The sequence below is a fragment of the Zoogloea sp. GW822-FHT05C07 genome, assembly GCF_058800215.1.
The window spans coordinates 749,251-765,898 of record NZ_CM179510.1; the positions used below are offsets into that span (position 1 = coordinate 749,251).

At 64.7% G+C, this 16,648-nt stretch carries 18 protein-coding genes; 4 read left to right on the forward strand and 14 right to left on the reverse strand.

Annotation, left to right across the window (positions count from 1 at the left end):
* Positions 1-14 precede the first annotated feature (14 nt).
* Complete coding sequence (gene nadB / locus AC3QL2_RS03530; RefSeq protein WP_493236175.1) at positions 15-1,631, forward strand: L-aspartate oxidase; 1,617 nt, start codon at positions 15-17, stop codon at positions 1,629-1,631.
* Here nadB and AC3QL2_RS03535 read toward each other — a convergent pair.
* From AC3QL2_RS03535 to AC3QL2_RS03575, 9 genes are all read right to left on the reverse strand, one after another.
* Positions 1,628-2,062 (reverse strand): protein YgfX, encoded by a 435-nt coding sequence (locus AC3QL2_RS03535; RefSeq protein WP_493236174.1) that lies wholly within the window; start codon positions 2,060-2,062, stop codon positions 1,628-1,630. The genes nadB and AC3QL2_RS03535 overlap by 4 nt on opposite strands.
* A 30-nt stretch (positions 2,063-2,092) precedes the next feature.
* Positions 2,093-3,328 carry a beta-ketoacyl-ACP synthase II gene (gene fabF, locus AC3QL2_RS03540; RefSeq protein WP_493236173.1) on the reverse strand — a complete coding sequence of 412 codons (1,236 nt, stop codon included), beginning with the start codon at positions 3,326-3,328 and terminating at the stop codon, positions 2,093-2,095.
* 16 nt (positions 3,329-3,344) lie between these two features.
* Positions 3,345-3,584, reverse strand: coding sequence for an acyl carrier protein (gene acpP, locus AC3QL2_RS03545; RefSeq protein WP_079435598.1), 240 nt, complete (start codon positions 3,582-3,584; stop codon positions 3,345-3,347).
* Between the two features lie 87 nt (positions 3,585-3,671).
* Positions 3,672-4,421, reverse strand: a complete 750-nt coding sequence (gene fabG, locus AC3QL2_RS03550; RefSeq protein WP_493236172.1) for a 3-oxoacyl-ACP reductase FabG — start codon at positions 4,419-4,421, stop codon at positions 3,672-3,674.
* Positions 4,418-5,353 carry an ACP S-malonyltransferase gene (gene fabD / locus AC3QL2_RS03555; RefSeq protein ID WP_493236171.1) on the reverse strand — a complete coding sequence of 312 codons (936 nt, stop codon included), beginning with the start codon at positions 5,351-5,353 and terminating at the stop codon, positions 4,418-4,420. Before fabD ends, fabG begins: the two co-directional genes overlap by 4 nt.
* A 42-nt stretch (positions 5,354-5,395) precedes the next feature.
* Positions 5,396-6,361 (reverse strand): beta-ketoacyl-ACP synthase III, encoded by a 966-nt coding sequence (locus AC3QL2_RS03560; RefSeq protein ID WP_493236170.1) that lies wholly within the window; start codon positions 6,359-6,361, stop codon positions 5,396-5,398.
* Positions 6,358-7,371, reverse strand: a complete 1,014-nt coding sequence (gene plsX, locus AC3QL2_RS03565; protein WP_493236169.1) for a phosphate acyltransferase PlsX — start codon at positions 7,369-7,371, stop codon at positions 6,358-6,360. Before plsX ends, AC3QL2_RS03560 begins: the two co-directional genes overlap by 4 nt.
* 78 nt (positions 7,372-7,449) lie before the next feature.
* Complete coding sequence (gene rpmF / locus AC3QL2_RS03570; RefSeq protein ID WP_493236168.1) at positions 7,450-7,629, reverse strand: 50S ribosomal protein L32; 180 nt, start codon at positions 7,627-7,629, stop codon at positions 7,450-7,452.
* A gap of 21 nt (positions 7,630-7,650) precedes the next feature.
* Positions 7,651-8,127 (reverse strand): YceD family protein, encoded by a 477-nt coding sequence (locus AC3QL2_RS03575; protein ID WP_493236167.1) that lies wholly within the window; start codon positions 8,125-8,127, stop codon positions 7,651-7,653.
* Positions 8,128-8,232: 105 nt separating this feature from the next.
* Between AC3QL2_RS03575 and AC3QL2_RS03580 the strand changes: the two genes are divergently transcribed.
* Together AC3QL2_RS03580 and AC3QL2_RS03585 are read left to right on the forward strand one after the other, a co-directional pair.
* Positions 8,233-8,808, forward strand: coding sequence for a Maf family protein (locus AC3QL2_RS03580; protein WP_493236166.1), 576 nt, complete (start codon positions 8,233-8,235; stop codon positions 8,806-8,808).
* Between the two features lie 5 nt (positions 8,809-8,813).
* Positions 8,814-9,527, forward strand: coding sequence for an SAM-dependent methyltransferase (locus tag AC3QL2_RS03585; RefSeq protein ID WP_493236165.1), 714 nt, complete (start codon positions 8,814-8,816; stop codon positions 9,525-9,527).
* Positions 9,528-9,533: 6 nt separating this feature from the next.
* On the opposite strand, the gene AC3QL2_RS03590 is transcribed toward AC3QL2_RS03585, so the two are convergent.
* From AC3QL2_RS03590 to AC3QL2_RS03605, 4 genes are read right to left on the reverse strand one after another with little or no spacing between them, the layout of a single operon-like run.
* Positions 9,534-10,475 (reverse strand): S49 family peptidase, encoded by a 942-nt coding sequence (locus AC3QL2_RS03590; RefSeq protein WP_493236164.1) that lies wholly within the window; start codon positions 10,473-10,475, stop codon positions 9,534-9,536.
* Between the two features lie 2 nt (positions 10,476-10,477).
* Positions 10,478-10,825 carry a Rieske (2Fe-2S) protein gene (locus AC3QL2_RS03595; RefSeq protein WP_493236163.1) on the reverse strand — a complete coding sequence of 116 codons (348 nt, stop codon included), beginning with the start codon at positions 10,823-10,825 and terminating at the stop codon, positions 10,478-10,480.
* Positions 10,804-11,460 (reverse strand): HAD-IA family hydrolase, encoded by a 657-nt coding sequence (locus AC3QL2_RS03600; protein ID WP_493236162.1) that lies wholly within the window; start codon positions 11,458-11,460, stop codon positions 10,804-10,806. The genes AC3QL2_RS03595 and AC3QL2_RS03600 overlap by 22 nt, the downstream gene beginning before the upstream one ends.
* Positions 11,453-12,409, reverse strand: a complete 957-nt coding sequence (locus AC3QL2_RS03605) for an RluA family pseudouridine synthase (RefSeq protein WP_493236161.1) — start codon at positions 12,407-12,409, stop codon at positions 11,453-11,455. The genes AC3QL2_RS03600 and AC3QL2_RS03605 overlap by 8 nt, the downstream gene beginning before the upstream one ends.
* A gap of 544 nt (positions 12,410-12,953) precedes the next feature.
* On the opposite strand from AC3QL2_RS03605, the gene AC3QL2_RS03610 reads away from it, so the two are divergent.
* Positions 12,954-15,980: an Rne/Rng family ribonuclease gene (locus AC3QL2_RS03610; RefSeq protein ID WP_493236160.1), complete on the forward strand. Its 3,027-nt coding sequence runs from the start codon at positions 12,954-12,956 to the stop codon at positions 15,978-15,980.
* A 113-nt stretch (positions 15,981-16,093) separates the two neighbouring features.
* Here AC3QL2_RS03610 and AC3QL2_RS03615 read toward each other — a convergent pair whose 3' ends face one another.
* Complete coding sequence (locus AC3QL2_RS03615) at positions 16,094-16,585, reverse strand: low molecular weight protein-tyrosine-phosphatase (protein WP_493236159.1); 492 nt, start codon at positions 16,583-16,585, stop codon at positions 16,094-16,096.
* Positions 16,586-16,648 lie beyond the last annotated feature (63 nt).

Here is a 16,648-nt window from a genome sequence, read left to right on the forward strand (position 1 = left end):
GCAATCCCACCGAAGTGACCGCTTTTGACGTGCTCATTCTGGGCAGTGGCCTGGCCGGACAATCCCTGGCTCTGCGCCTGGCAGACAAACTCAAGATCGCCCTCGTTACCAAACGCTCCCTCGAAGACAGCGCCAGCGCCTGGGCCCAAGGCGGCATCGCCGCAGTTCTCGATCCCGCCGACGACACCGAAGCCCATGTGTCCGACACCCACACAGCCGGCGCCGGCCTGTGCTCCGACAGCGCCACGCGCTTCGTCGTCGAGAACGGCCCCCGCGCAATCCACTGGCTGATCGAGCATGGCGTCCCCTTCACCACCGACCCCAGCACCGCCATCGGCTACCACCTGACCCGCGAAGGCGGCCACAGCCACCGGCGCATCATCCATGCCGCCGATGCCACCGGCGCCGCAGTACAGGCCACGCTGACCGAACAGGTCCGCCGCCACCCGAACATCACGATCCTCGAGCAGCACATCGCCATTGACCTCATCACCGGCACCAAGGTCGGGCGCTCGGATGAAGGCTGCCTCGGCGCCTACGTGCTCGACATCGCCAACGACGAGATGCGCACCATCGCCGCACGCCACACGGTGCTGGCCACCGGCGGCACCGGCAAGGTCTACCTATATACGACCAACCCCGACACCGCAACCGGCGACGGCGTGGCCATGGCGTGGCGCGCCGGCTGCCGGGTCGCCAACATGGAATTCATCCAGTTCCATCCGACCTGCCTCTACCACCCGCAAGCCAAGTCCTTCCTAATCTCCGAAGCCGTGCGCGGCGAAGGCGGCGTGCTGCGCCGCCCGGACGGCAGCCGCTTCATGCAGGATCACGATCCGCGCCTGGAGCTCGCCCCGCGTGACGTGGTGGCGCGCGCCATCGACTTCGAGATGAAGAAGCACGGCCTGGACTGTGTCTTCCTCGACATCAGCCACAAGCCGGCGGATTTCCTGCAGAGCCACTTTCCGAACATCCTGGCGCGCTGCCTGGAACTGGGCATCGACATCACCCGCCAGCCGATCCCGGTCGTGCCAGCGGCACATTACTCCTGTGGTGGCATCGTCACCGACCTGCACGCGCGCACCGATGTGAAGGGGCTTTACGCGATTGGGGAAAGCGCCTGCACGGGCCTGCATGGCGCCAACCGGCTGGCCAGCAACTCCCTGCTCGAATGCCTGGTCTTCAGCGAATCCGCCGCCGCCGACATTCTCGCCAATCCCCGCCCCCTGCCCGACAACCTGCCCCAGTGGGACGAAAGCCGGGTCACGGACGCCGATGAGACGATCGTCATCTCCCACAACTGGGACGAATTGCGCCGCTTCATGTGGGACTACGTAGGCATCGTGCGGACCAACAAGCGCCTCGAGCGCGCCCAGCACCGCATCCGCCTGCTGGCGCGGGAAATCGACGAGTACTACAGCAATTTCCGTGTTTCCAACGATCTGATCGAGCTGCGCAACCTGGTCGTCACCGCCGAACTGATCGTCCGCAGCGCCCTCAAGCGCCAGGAAAGCCGTGGCCTGCACTTCAGTCGCGACTATCCGGAAACCCTGCCGAAGGCCCGCGATACCACCCTCCGTCCGCCGCGCAAGCGCAGCAGCTTCGTGCGTGCGCCGCTGCCGCGAGACTAAGGCGAATCCTGCGGGCCCTCGAGACGCATCCGGGCCCGCAGACGCAAGCACACCTGCAGTTCCGTCCACGCCGATGGCGCGAGCTGATCGCGCAGCAGCATCAGCGCGCCGGTTTCCCGCTCGCCTTCAACCTGCCAGACCAACCAGACAGCCGGATAAGTCACCACGCTTGCCGGCAGCAGATTCAGCCTGTGCTCCAGTAGCCCATCCGGATCAAAGAGCAGCACTCCATCCTCCAGCAGCCCCAGAGGCTCCGGCACTCGACGGCAATGACGCCAGCAATGCCAGCCTGATCCCGCCAGCACCAGCCACCCGACTGCACCGGCCACTCCCAAACCAAAACCGAGCAGAAATGAAAAAGCCGCCGCGAGATGCAGCGCCACAAGAAGCATGGCGAGCAGCCGCGACGGCCTGAACTCAATGACGGTCATGGACGCGCGGGTTTCCGTGCGTCCATGTGGTCAGATCTTGCGGAACACCAGGGTACCGTTGGTACCACCGAAGCCGAAGTTGTTCTTCATTGCCACGTCGATCTTCATCGGGCGGGCAACGTTCGCGCAGTAGTCCAGATCGCACTCCGGATCCTGCTCGAAAATATTGATCGTCGGTGGCGACACCTGGTGATAGACCGCCAGCGTCGTCAGCACGGACTCGAGACCGCCCGCACCGCCAAGCAGGTGGCCGGTCATCGACTTGGTGGAGTTAACCACCAGACCCTTGGCGACATCGGCACCGAAAGCCAGCTTGATGGCCTCCGTTTCGTTCTTGTCGCCAAGCGGCGTGGAAGTGCCGTGCGCGTTGAGGTACTGCACTTCATCCGGGTTCACGCCGGCGTTCTTCAGCGCATTGACCATGCTGCGACGCGGCCCGTCGGTGTCCGGCGCGGTCATGTGGTAGGCATCGCCGCTCATGCCGAAACCGGCCAGTTCGGCATAGATGCGCGCACCACGCTTGACCGCGTGTTCGTACTCCTCGAGGACCAGCACGCCAGCCCCCTCGCCCAGTACGAAGCCATCACGATCCTTGTCCCACGGACGGCTGGCCGTGGCGGGATCGTCATTGCGCGTGGACAAGGCCTTGGCGGACGCAAAGCCACCAACAGCCAGCGGCGTGACGGTGGACTCGGCACCGCCGCAAACCATCATGTCAGCGTCGCCGTATTCGATCATCCGGGCACTGGTGCCGATCGCGTGCAGGCCGGTGGTACAGGCCGTGACGACCGCGATGTTCGGCCCCTTCAGACCAAACATGATCGACAGATTACCCGAGATCATGTTGATGATGGTGCCGGGGATGAAGAACGGGGAAATCTTGCGGGGACCGCCGGCGAGGAAATCGTCGTGGGTATCCTCGATCATCGGCAGACCGCCGATGCCCGAACCGATGTTGACACCGATCCGGTGGGCATTCTCCTCGGTCACCTCGATGCCCGAATCACGGAAAGCCTGGATGCCCGCGGCAAGGCCGTAGTGGATGAACCCATCCATACGACGCGCTTCTTTCGGCGAAAGATAGGCACCAATATCGAAGCCCTTCACTTCACCGGCGATTTTTGCCGAGAAATTTGTGGTATCGAAACGGGTGATCTCACCGATGCCGGAACGACCATTCAGGATGGCGTCCCAGGCTTCAGACACGGTATTGCCGACCGGCGAAATAACGCCAAGGCCGGTGACGACGACTCTGCGACGGGTCAAGGCAGGCTCCGAAAACTTACTTCTTCAGGTGGGCGGTGACGTAGTCGATCGCTTGCTGAACGCTGGTGATCTTCTCGGCTTCTTCGTCGGGGATCTCGCACTCGAACTCTTCTTCCAGAGCCATCACCAGCTCGACGGTGTCGAGGGAGTCGGCGCCCAGATCATCCACGAAGGAGGATTCGTTCTTGATTTCGGACTCGTTGACACCGAGTTGTTCGGCAACGATTTTCTTGACGCGCTGTTCGATATTTTCCATGTGTTTACTCCTTCCCTGATTACGGGTGTGAATTCAAAAACCTTCGCATTCTACCAAAAACATGCCCCCCCGCCAGCGTGGCGAGGATCAGGCCATGTACATACCACCGTTCACGTGCAAGGTCGCGCCAGTCACGTAAGACGCAGCCGGCGACGCCAGGAAGCCCACCACGGAGGCGATTTCTTCCGGCTTGCCGAGACGGCCCAGCGCGATCTTGCCCTGCAGCGCCTCGCGCTGCGCTTCCGGCAATTCCTTGGTCATGTCGGTGTCGATGAAGCCCGGCGCAACACAGTTGACCGTGATGTTGCGACTACCGAGTTCCTGCGCCAGCGCCCGGGTCATGCCCGCCACGCCAGCCTTGGCGGCCGCGTAGTTGGCCTGGCCCGGATTGCCGGAACTGCCGACCACCGAGGTGATGTTGATGATCCGGCCGACACGCGCCTTCATCATGCCACGCATGACCAGCTTGGACATGCGGAAGACAGCTTTCAGATTGGTGTCGATGACCGCATCCCACTCACCATCCTTCATGCGCATGGCCAGGTTGTCGCGGGTGATGCCGGCGTTATTGACCAGCACGGCCACCGCGCCGAAATCCTTCTCGATCGCACCCAGCGCCGCTTCACAGGCCTCGGCATCGGTCACGTCGAGGGCCAGGCCGCGACCTGCGATACCTGCCGCCTCGAGGCCGGCCTGAATGTCCGCCGCACCGGCTTCCGAAGTTGCCGTCCCGATCACCGTCGCACCCATGCGCCCCAGTTCGAGCGCAATGGCCCGTCCGATACCGCGGGACGCACCGGTCACCAGTGCAACCTGTCCCTGCAAAACCTGAGTCATACCGCCCCCGTTGTCTTCAGAATCTCTTCCAGGCTGGCCACGTCGGCGATCGCGCCGCCCTGCAGGCTGCCTTCGATACGCTTGGTCATGCCGGCCAGCACCTTGCCGGGGCCGCATTCGAACACATGCGTCGAACCACGACGGGCGATCTCGCGCACCGTCTCGATCCAGCGCACCGGGGAATAGGCCTGGCGCACCAACGCATCCTTGATGCGCGCGGGCTGGTCCTCGACGACCACGTCCACATTGTTGAGCACCGGAATGGCCGGCACCTTCAGCTCGATTTCCGCCAGGCGCGCAGCGAGACGCTCGGCCGCCGGCTTCATCAGCGCACAGTGGAACGGCGCGCTCACCGGCAGCAGCACGGCGCGCTTGGCACCGCGCGCCTTGGCCACGGTGATCGCACGCTCGACGGCAGCCTTGGAGCCCGCGATGACGATCTGCCCCGGGGAGTTCAGGTTGGCGGCGGAGACCACGTCGCCCTGGGCCGCTTCGGCACAGGCCTCGACGGCTGCATCCTCTTCCAGGCCGAGCAGCGCGGCCATCGCGCCTTCGCCCTGCGGAACCGCTTCCTGCATGGCCTGCGCGCGCAGGCGCACCAGCCTGACCGCTTCGGCCAGCTCAAGGGAACCGGCCGCCACCAGCGCCGAATACTCGCCGAGGCTGTGACCGGCGACCAGGGCCGGCACCGCACCACCGCGGGCGATCCACTCGCGATACACGGCCACACCGGCGGTCAGCATCAGCGGCTGGGTATTGACGGTCTGGGCCAGCACCTCGGCCGGACCTTCCAGCACCATCTGCCACAGATCCTCGCCGAGCGCATCGGATGCCTCGGCAAAAGCCTGGCGAATCACGGCGGACTCGCCGTAGGCATTCATCATGCCCACGGACTGGGAGCCCTGCCCCGGAAACACAAACGCAAAATTCATGATCCCTACCCTGTATGGTGACTGATTCTTGTTGCTTGTTCTTTAAAACTCGAGCAGCGCGGCGCCCCACGTGAAGCCGCCACCCACGCCTTCGAGCAGAAGACGCTGCCCGCGCTGGATGCGCCCGTCACGGACGGCCTGGTCGAGTGCCAGCGGAATAGACGCCGCCGACGTATTGCCATGCTGGGCGACCGTCGCGATGACCTTCTCCATTGGCACGCCGAGGCGCTTGCCCGTCGCCTGCATGATGCGGATGTTGGCTTGGTGGGGAATCAGCCAGTCCACCGCGTCGAGCGGCATGCCGGCCTGCTCGGTGACTTCGCGCGCCACTTCGCTCAGCACCTTGACCGCGAACTTGAAGACGGCCTGGCCATCCATGCGCAGGAAGGGATCGCCGGTCACGCTTCCGCGATTGACCTGCCCGGGTACGCACAGGATGGGATTGTGGCTGCCGTCGGCGTGCAGCGCCGTGGCCAGGATGCCGGGCTTGTCGGAGGCTTCCAGCACGACCGCGCCGGCACCATCGCCAAACAGCACGCAGGTACCGCGATCGTTCCAGTCGAGGATGCGCGAGAAGACCTCGGCCCCGACGACCAGCGCCCGCTTGTTGCTGCCCGAACGGATGAACTTCTCAGCGGTGGCCAGCGCGTAAGCGAAACCGGTACACACCGCCTGCAGGTCGAAAGCCGCACCACCATTGACGATACCCAGGCGGGCCTGCAGCAGCGCTGCGGTACTCGGAAAGATGTAATCGGGCGTAGAGGTCGCGACGATGATCAGGTCGATGTCCGCCGGCTGACAGCCCGCCGCCTCGATCGCCCGCACCGATGCCTCGTAGGCCAGCTGGCTGGCGGTGACGTCCGGCTCAGCCAGATGGCGGGCGCGAATACCGGTACGCTCGGCAATCCACTCGTCCGACGTATCGATGCCGCGCGCCACCAAATCATCGTTGGTAACAGGTTCGCCGGGCAGAAAACTCCCGGTGCCAGCCACTCGTGCATAAATCATGCAACGGACCTTTCACGTTCCATTCGTTCGCTGATACGTTCTATGAGGCGATTGCGCGCGGCTTCCACGGCCCGCCAAACCGCCTGCTCGAAAGCAAAGGCATCGGCCGCGCCATGACTCTTCACCACCACGCCACGCAAACCCAGCAGGGCCGCGCCGTTGTAACGCCGGGGGTCCAGCTTGCGCTTGAAGCCCTTCAGGGCGGACATCGCGAAGAGCGCCGCCAGCTTGGTCAGCCAGTTGCGGGAGAACTGCTCGCGCAGGAATGTGGCCATCATCTGGGCCAAGCCTTCGGACGTCTTCAGCGCCACATTGCCGACGAAGCCGTCGCAGACGACCACATCCACGGTTCCCTTGTAGATGTCGTTGCCTTCCACGTTGCCGTAGAAGTTGAGCCCACTGGCACGCAGCAACTCGGCAGCCTGCTTGACGACCTCATTGCCCTTGATCTCTTCCTCGCCGATGTTCAGCAAGCCAACGCTGGGACGCTCGTTGTGTTCGACGGCCGCAACAAGCATCGCGCCCATGATGCCGAACTGCAACAGATGCTCGGGCGAGCAGTCCACATTGGCCCCCAGATCGAGCACATGGGTTTGCCCACGCAGCGTCGGCAGCGTACTGCAGATCGCCGGGCGGTCGATACCGGGAAGAGTTTTCAGGACGAAACGGGAAATCGCCATCAGTGCGCCGGTATTGCCGGCAGACACCGCCGCCTGGGCCTCCCCGTCTTTGACGAGGTTGACCGCGACGCGCATCGACGAGTCCTTTTTATTGCGCATGGCCAGAGCGGGCGATTCATCCATGCCGACCACCTCGGTGGCGCGATGGATGCGCAGGCGCTCTCCGAACTCGGCCAAGGCCGTTCCGAGATGGGGCTCGATGGCCTCCGGACGCCCGACGAGGATGATCCGGGTGTCGCGATCTTCCCGCAGGAAATGCAGGGAAGCCGGCACGGTCACCGAGGGGCCGTGATCGCCCCCCATGCAGTCAATAGCCAGGGTGACAGTCATTCGGCGCAAACAGAGAGGAGCATGTGTGAAAACGGCGCGAGCGCCCATAGGCGTCGCGCCGCTCGCGGACCGGGGAAATTACTCGCCCTTGGCCTTGGCAACCTTCTTGCCACGGTAGACGCCGGACGGCGACACGTGGTGACGCAGGTGCACTTCACCGGTGGTCGGCTCGACGGCCAGCGGGGGGGCAATCAGGAAATCGTGGGAACGATGCATACCGCGCTTGGACGGGGACTTTTTGTTCTGTTGAACAGCCATGGAACACTCCTTGAGGAATACTTAAACCTTGCCGCGCAACTGGCGCAGAACGGCGAAGGGCGAAATTTCTTCATTGCCGTCGGCTTTCACCGGCGGTTCGCAATTTTCGTGGCGCGGCACCAAGGGCAAGGCGAGGAGCACCTCGTCTTCCACCAAGGCCAGCAGGTCGGTCTGAGGCTCCACCTCAAGGGCATCGACCTCATCGTTCTCCAGCTCATCCTCCGGCAATTCCTCACCGGCACGAAGCAACAGGAGACGATTCCGCACACTGCAAGGCCACACCAAAGCCTCAAGACAGCGCTGACACTGCAACACCAGGTCACCCTGGACCCGCAGATCGACGTAGAGCTTGCCCTCGTCGTCACACTCACCTTGAAACTCGAACGTCACCGTGCCGACCGGCTCCAGCAGCGAATCGGCCAGACGACCGAAACTCTTTACCGGCACCGCTCTTTGCACGCTACGCCCGTCTCTGGCCAGCGCCCGCAGGTCGATCACGAAGCTTTCTTGCGACATAAGCGGGGCATGATATTATTTTCGGCTCCCCGTGTCAAAACCCTGCTTGATTGCGCCAGTCATCGCGACTGCAGGCCTCCCGCTACGATGAAACTCGTTCTCGCCTCCACCTCGACCTACCGCCGCGAACTGCTCCAGCGCTTCGACCTACCCTTCGATGTCGCCCGCCCGGACATCGACGAAACCCCGCTGCCCGGTGAGGCGCCGCAAGCCACAGCCGAACGGCTCGCCGTCGAAAAGGCCCGCGCGGTCGCCGGCCAGTTTCCCGACGCCCTGATCATCGGCAGCGACCAGGTGGCCTATATGGGCGACGCCCGCTTCGGCAAACCTGGCACCGTCGAGCGGGCCATTGCCCAGCTCAAGTCGATGAGCGGCCGCACGGTCATCTTCCACACCGCCCTTGCCCTGCTCAATACGCGCAGCGGCCACGTGCAAGTGGATGCCGTACCGACCGAGGTCCGCTTCCGCAGCCTGAGCGACGACGAGATCGTGCGCTATGTAGACAAGGAGCGCCCGCTCGACTGCGCCGGCAGCGCCAAATCGGAAGGGCTCGGCATCACGCTGCTGGACGCCCTCAGCGGCGACGACCCCAACGCCCTCGTCGGTCTGCCGCTGATCGCGCTGGCCCGCATGCTGCGCAACGAAGGCATCGCCCTTCCCTGAAAGCCATGAACAGCGGCACCCTCTACCTGATCCCGGTCAGCCTCGGCCCCGCATCCACCGGACTGACCACCCCTGCCGACGTCGCCACCCGCGCCCGCAGCCTGAGCTATTTCGTCGTCGAAAACGCCAAGACGGCCCGCGCGGAACTGAAGCGCTTCGAACACCCGCAACCGCTGCGCGACATCGACATCCGTGAGCTGCCCGAAAAACCCTCCACCGCCGACCTGGACACCCTGCTCGCCCCCCTGCTCGCGGGCAGCGACGCCGGCTTGATGTCGGAGGCCGGCTGCCCGGCCGTTGCCGATCCGGGCGCCCTGCTGGCCCGCCGCGCGCACGAACTGGGCATCCGCGTCGCACCGCTGGTCGGCCCGTCATCCCTGCTGCTAGCCCTGATGGGCTCCGGGCTCAACGGCCAGAGCTTTGCTTTTCACGGCTACCTGCCGGTGGATGAAGAAGCCCGCAACCGGCGCATCCGCGAACTGGAAGCCGAATCGGCGCGCTTTTCCCGCACCCAGCTGTTCATCGAGACCCCGTACCGCAACGAGCGGATGTTCGAAGCGCTGCGCGGCGTCTGCAAGGCCGACACACGCTTGTGCGTCGCCCGCGATCTAACCCTCGACAGCGAGTGGATCCACACCCGCCCGGTCGCCGAATGGAAGAAGATCGCCGCACCGGAACTGGCCAAGCGACCGACCGTCTTCCTGATCCTCGCCGCCTGACGGCAGTCAGCGCACCGTCGCCTTTCCCAGCGTGTTCATCAAGCTTTCGGCCATATCGGTGCCGAAGCGCTCTGCAAAACGCTCGGCCAGCCCGGGCTTCTGCGTGAAATCACGGACGCTCTCCGCCTTGATGACATCCCGCGCCACGGAGGCGACAGTGCCGAAACCATCGGCCAGGCCGAGCTGAACACTCTTCGCGCCGGTCCACATCAGGCCGGAGAACATGTCCGGCGTCTCCTGCAGGCGCGCACCGCGCCCTTTCCGTACCGCCGCGATGAACTGCCCGTGGATGTCGCCCAGCATGGACTTCGCATGCTCAAGCTGCTTCGGGTTCTGCGGCGAATACGGATCGAGAAAGCCCTTGTTCTCTCCCGCCGTCAGCAGGCGGCGCTCAACACCCAGCTTGCCCATCAACCCGGCAAAACCAAAACCATCCATCAGCACACCGATCGATCCGACGATGCTAGCCTTGTCCACGAAGATCCGGTCCGCCGCCACCGCCACGTAGTAGCCGCCCGACGCGCAGACATCCTCGACCACCGCATACACCGGCACCTGCGGATGCAGCGCACGCAGCCGGCCGATCTCGTCATTGATGATGCCTGCCTGCACCGGGCTACCGCCGGGACTGTTGATGCGCAGCACAACGCCCTGGGTGCCGCTGTCGTCGAACGCCGACTGCAGGGCCGCCACAATCCGCTCCGCGCTCGCCTCCCCCTTCGCGGCGATCACGCCATCGACGCTCACCAGTGCGGTGAAGCGCCCGCCATCAAGCGGTTCCGCTGCGCCGAAATCACCCAGGATCCACAGCGCGAGCCCCACGTAGAACACGGCCACCAGCTTGAAGAACACGCCCCAGCGGCGACGGCGCTTCTGCTCCGCCAGCCCCTCCAGCGCCAGTTTTTCCAGCACCCGGCGCTCCCAATGTTCAGACCCGCTTTCGTCCATCGCTATTCGTCTACAAGAAATACCATTCCATCGCGCTCTTCGACGGAGAGCGCCAGCAAGCGCTTACCCCGACACGGCCCCGCCACGCAGCGGCCGCTCTCCGGTTCATAGAGGGCACCATGGGTCGCGCAGATCAGGTAAAGACGTTCGTCGTCGAAGAAACGCCCGGGCGTCCAGTCCAGCTCGATCGGCACATGGGCGCAGCGATTCAGGTAGGCATGCACCCGCCCGCGGAAACGCACGACAAAGGCCGGCTCTTCCCCGGTGACTCGGGTGACGCTGAAGCGCACCCCGTCCTCGCCCTCGCGAAGCGCGTCCGATGGACAGATCAGGCGTTGCGTTCCAGCCATTCCCGCAACTCCGCCGGCGAATGCACACAGGCCAGCGGCGCCTCCGCCTGCAACTGCTCCACCGGATGCGCCCCGAAACTCACCGCCAGCCCTTCCACCCCTGCATTCCTGGCCATCTGCAGATCGTGGGTGGTGTCGCCGATCATCAGGCACGACGTCTGAGCCACGCCCAACTCGTCCATCAGTTCCTCGAGCATGGCAGGATGCGGCTTCGAGAAACAATCATCGGCACAGCGGGTCGCGTGGAAGTATTCGCCTAGCCCCGAAAACGCCAGCGCCCGCTCCAGCCCCTTGCGGCTCTTGCCAGTCGCCACCGCCAGCAAGTGCCCACGCTCACGCAGGGCTGCGATCAGCTCGACGGTGCCATCGAACAGCGTCAGCTGATGATCACCGGCGAGGTAGTGATGGCGGTAACGCTCGACCATACGCGGATACTCCGACTCCGCCAGCTCGGGCACGGCGTAATGCAGCGCATCGCTGAGGCCGAGGCCGATCACGTGGCGAGCCCGGGCATCCGACGGCATCGGCAGACCGAGGTCGGCCGCCGACGCCTGGATCGCGCGCACGATGGCCGCCGCCGAATCCATCAGCGTGCCATCCCAGTCGAAGACGATCAGTTCGAAACGCTTAGCCATACTCCCTCTCTTCCGTTTGCTCGACCTGCACCACATGGCGCTCCAGCTCCGGCGGCAGCGGCGCCTCCAGCTCGATCAACTGGTCCGTCAACGGGTGATGGAAGGCGAGCTTCACCGCGTGCAGGAACATCCGCTTGAACCCCTGCTTTTCGAGTTGCTTGTTGAGCGAAAAATCCCCGTACTTGTCGTCGCCGCACAAGGGAAAGCCCAGATGACTCAGATGCACGCGGATCTGGTGCGTGCGGCCGGTCTTCAGCTCGACCTCGACCAGGCTGTAGCTCTGCCAGCGCTTCAGCAGCCTGACGATGCTATGCGCCGGCTTGCCCTCGGGGTTCACGCTGACACGACGCTCGCCACCTTCGGTCAGGTATTTGTGCAGGGCCAGCTTCACGTGCTGCATCGGGTTCAGCCAGCGCCCAGCCACCAGGGTCAGGTAGCGCTTGCGCACCTTGCCTTCGCGCATCATGTCGTGCAGCACGGTCAGCGCGCTACGCTTCTTGGCGACGATCAACAGGCCCGAGGTCTCCCGGTCGAGGCGATGCACCAGCTCGAGGAACTTCGCCTCCGGTCGCTGGCGGCGCAACTGCTCGATGACGCCGAAACTGACGCCGCTCCCCCCGTGCACGGCCAGGCCCGCCGGCTTGTCGAGGACCAACAAAGCGTCGTCCTCGAAGACGATGTCGAAGGGCTTGCCGACCGGTATGGCCGGCCCCGCCGCTTTCTCGGCGAGGCGGATCGGCGGAATGCGCACCTCGTCGCCGAGCTGCAGGCGATAGGTCTGATCCACCCGCCTGCTATTCACCCGTACTTCCCCGCTGCGCAGGATGCGGTACACGTGGCTCTTCGGCACGCCCTTGCAGACGCGGACCAGGAAGTTGTCGATGCGCTGCCCGGCACTCGCGTCATCCACGACTACACGCATCACAGAGGGGGCTTTACTCAAGGCCATCTTTTTGAAATATACTGGCGAGCGGTTTTTCGGTTCTGATGCGTCGCATTTGCCCACGCGTGTTGTGAAGACTTCAACACCGGCCTGTGCCACGCCGGAGCGACTCGACACTGGTCAAGCACCAGGGTCACACCCGCTCCCGAAACACCGCAGGAAGGTCCATCGCCGGACAAAAAGAGGGCGATGGTACTGTATTCGACAATAAACTTGTACTTATTGCGCGCTAGCGCACACGCAGTTTGACGGCCCTGAATTCAGGGACGGTGAGGAAGTTCTGGAGAGCAGGCCCGAGGTCGCAAAGGGAAATGCCGTCGTACCCGAGAGTACGGCACGGCAAAGGAGTTGCGAGACCAGTCGTGCCCCAGGTTCATCACGGTCCCCAGCGGAAAATCGCGGTTCAGGGTGCATAGACGAACCCCGCCGCCCACATTAGTTTGATATTCCCCTCGATGAAGGATAGTCGCGACAACGCCAAACTAAGTCACCGCAGTTAAGCGGTGGCGCGGTTCGTCCTGCCCGTGTGCTGCGCGGGAGAAGAAGACGAATGAAGCGCATGCTCTTCAATGCAACGCAGGCCGAGGAACTCCGCGTTGCCATTGTCGACGGTCAGAAATTGATCGATCTCGACATTGAGTCGGCCGCCAAGGAACAACGTAAAAGCAACATCTACAAAGCCGTCATCACGCGCATCGAGCCCAGTCTCGAAGCCGCGTTTGTCGACTACGGCGCCGAGCGCCACGGCTTCCTGCCGTTCAAGGAAATCTCCCGCTCTTACTTCCAGCCTGGAGTCGAAGCCAGCCGTGCTTCCATCAAGGAAGCGCTGAAGGAAGGGCAGGAGCTGATCGTCCAGGTCGAGAAGGACGAACGCGGCAACAAGGGGGCCGCCCTCACCACCTTCGTGTCTCTGGCCGGCCGTTACCTGGTGCTGATGCCCAACAACCCCCGTGGCGGTGGCGTGTCCCGTCGCGTCGAGGGTGACGAGCGCGCCGAACTGCGCGACGTCATGGACCAGCTCGAAGTCCCGGGCGGCATGAGCCTGATCGCCCGCACCGCCGCCATCGGCCGCAACGCCGAAGAGCTGCAGTGGGACTTGAACTACCTGCTGCAACTGTGGCGTGCCATCGACGGCGCCGCCGAATCCCAGGCCGGTGCCTTCCTGATCTACCAGGAAGGCAGCCTGGTGATCCGCGCGATCCGTGACTACTTCCAGCCGGACATCGGCGAGATCCTGATCGACACCGACGACGTGTACGAGCAGGCCCGCCAGTTCATGGCCCATGTGATGCCGCAGAACGTGAACCGCGTGAAGCGTTATCACGACGACGTGCCGCTGTTCTCCCGCTTCCAGATCGAGCACCAGATTGAGTCCGCCTACTCGCGCCAGGTCAGCCTGCCGTCCGGCGGCGCCATCGTGATCGACCACACCGAAGCGCTGGTGTCCGTGGACGTGAACTCCGGCCGCGCCACCCGCGGTGCGGACATCGAGGAAACCGCCTTCAAGACCAACTGCGAAGCCGCCGACGAAGTGGCCCGCCAGTTGCGCCTGCGCGACCTCGGCGGCCTGATCGTCATCGACTTCATCGACATGGAGTCGCAGAAGAACCAGCGCGAAGTCGAGAACCGCCTGCGCGATGCCCTGCGCTACGACCGCGCCCGCGTGCAGACCGGCAAGATCAGCCGCTTCGGCCTGCTCGAGCTATCCCGCCAGCGCCTGCGCCCGGCCCTCGCCGAGACCAGCTACATCCCCTGCCCGCGCTGTAACGGCACCGGCCACACCCGCAGCACCGAATCGTCGGCCCTGCATATCCTGCGCATCCTCGAAGAGGAAGCCATGAAGGACAACACCGGCGCCCTGCATTGCCAGGTTCCGGTGGATGTGGCGACCTTCCTGCTCAACGAGAAGCGCGACGACATCGCCAAGATCGAGCTGCGCCACAAGGTCACCTTGGTGCTGATCCCGAATCGTCACCTGGAAACCCCGCAACACGAGATCGTTCGCCTGCGCCACGACCAGCTCAACAGCGAAGACACCAGCCTGCCGAGCTACCGCATGGCCACCAAGCCGGACGGCGAAACTTACACCCCGCCGTCCGCCAACCCGGAACGCCCGGTACGCCAGGAAGCCGCGGTCAAGGGCATCACCCCCGACCAGCCCGCGCCGGTCGTCGAAGCCAAGGCCGCGCCGGCCGCTGCCGTGCCGGAAAGCCAACCCGGCCTGCTGGCCCGCATCTTCGCGTTCTTCCGCGGCGAGAAGCAGCCCGAGCCGGCACCTGTCGTGGCCCAACCCGAAACGCCGCGCCGCGAATCCCGCCCCCGCAACGAGCGCAACCGCCGTGACGGTCGCGACACCAACCGCGGCCGCCGGGATGGTCAGCGCGAAGAGCGCAACGAACGTGGTGAGCGTGGCGAGCGCCAGGAGCGCAACGACAACCGCGAAGCCCGCGAAACGCGCGAGCCCCGTGACAACGCACGCAACGCCACCGCCGGCGAAGCGCAGACCGAGCAGCGCGAAAAGCGCCAGCGCGGCGAACGCCAGGAACGTGGTGAGCGCGAAGGCCGCAACAGCGAACGCGGTGAGCGTGCCGAGCGCGGCGAACGTCGCAGCCGCAACAACCCGGCCCCCAAGGCTGCCGAAGCCGAAGGCATCGTCGCCAGCGCCGAGCAAGTGACCGCCAACGCCGTGGCCGCAACTGCGGCACCGACCGAAGCCAACCCGGCATCGGCCGAAGGCGAAGGCAACGAACGCAGCCGTCGCAGCCGTCGCGGCCGTCGTGGTGGCCGCCGCAACGAGGAAGCCAACTCCGTCGAAGCCGCCGCCCAAGGCGAACTGGCGATCGGCGATGAGGCTCAGGCAGGTGCCGAGCAGGAAGTCGCTCCGGCGGCCGAAGCCGTCGTCGCTGCTCTGCAGCCCGTCGTCAGCGAAGTCCCGGCGGCTGAAGCCAGCCCGGTGGTCGTCGAAGCTGCGCCCACCGTAGTCGTGGCGGAAGCCGTCGTGGAAGCCGCTCCGGCCGAAACGGCAGCCATGGCCGAACCCGCCGTCCAAGCCCCCACCGACACTCAGGTCAAGCCCGATCTGATCGAACAGGCCGTCGCGGCCATCGGCCAGCCCGCAGTCGAACAGGCTCCTGTCGAGCCCGCTCCGGTCGTCGTGGTCGAAACGGCTGCTGTCGAGGTGATGAGCAGCCCGCTCGTCGAAAGCGAAGCCGTTGTGGCACCGCTCGTCGCTGCCGTCGAAACCCAGCCCGAAGTCGCTGTGGAGCAGCTGACCCCGGCCGCCGCTGCCGAACAGGAAGCGGCTCCGGTGCAGGTCGAAGCCGCGCCCGTCGTCGAGGCCCAGTCGGAAGTGCAAGCCGTCGTTACCAAGACCAGCCCGGAAGCGCCGATCGTGGCGCCCATCGATCTGTCGGGCAGCGGCTTGGTGCTGGTGGAAACCCGCGCCGATGCCGTAAAGGCCTTCCAGGCTGAGGTTCCGGCCGAAGAGGCTGCGCAGCCGGCACGCCGTCGCCGCACCCGCGTCGCCACCCCGGTCGTCGATGAGCCTCTGGTCCAGGTGGAAACCTCCAACAAGTAAGGGCACAACGCTACCAATAAAAAGGCCAGCCTTTCGAGGCTGGCCTTTTTGTTTGGCGGTACGGGACGCAGGAGCTGCCGTCGCGGCCTGGCGCTCCTGGCGTTGCCCGCTCTTCAGCCCACGGATTGCCGGCGGCGATTGACCTCCGGAAGGATCTCGTCGATGAGCCCCTGCACGGCGTCCTCGCACATGTCGAGGACGGCATCGAAGCCCGTCGCACCACCGTAATAAGGATCGGGTACGTCGTCCCGCCGGGACATGCGGGCATAGCTCATGAACATGCGCACCTTGTGGCGGGTGCCTTCCGGTGCCTTGTCCCGCAGGTATTGAAGGTGGTCCCGGTCCATCGCCAGCAGCAGATCGAACTCGGCAAAATCCTTGGCCTCCACCTTCCGTGCCCGCAGACGGGAAAGATCATAGCCACGCCGCGAAGCCGCCGACTGGGAGCGCGGATCCGGCGCCTCCCCCACGTGATAACCCTGTGTTCCGGCGGAATCCACACCGACCTCATCCCCCAGCCCGGCCATTGCCAGCCAGCGACGCGCCACACCCTCGGCCGTCGGCGACCGACAGATGTTGCCAGTGCATACGAACAATATTTTCATTCTGTGCTCCCCTCCTACTGACAATTTAAGCAGGCGGCAGGCAGAACGTACAAGAGTGAGAAC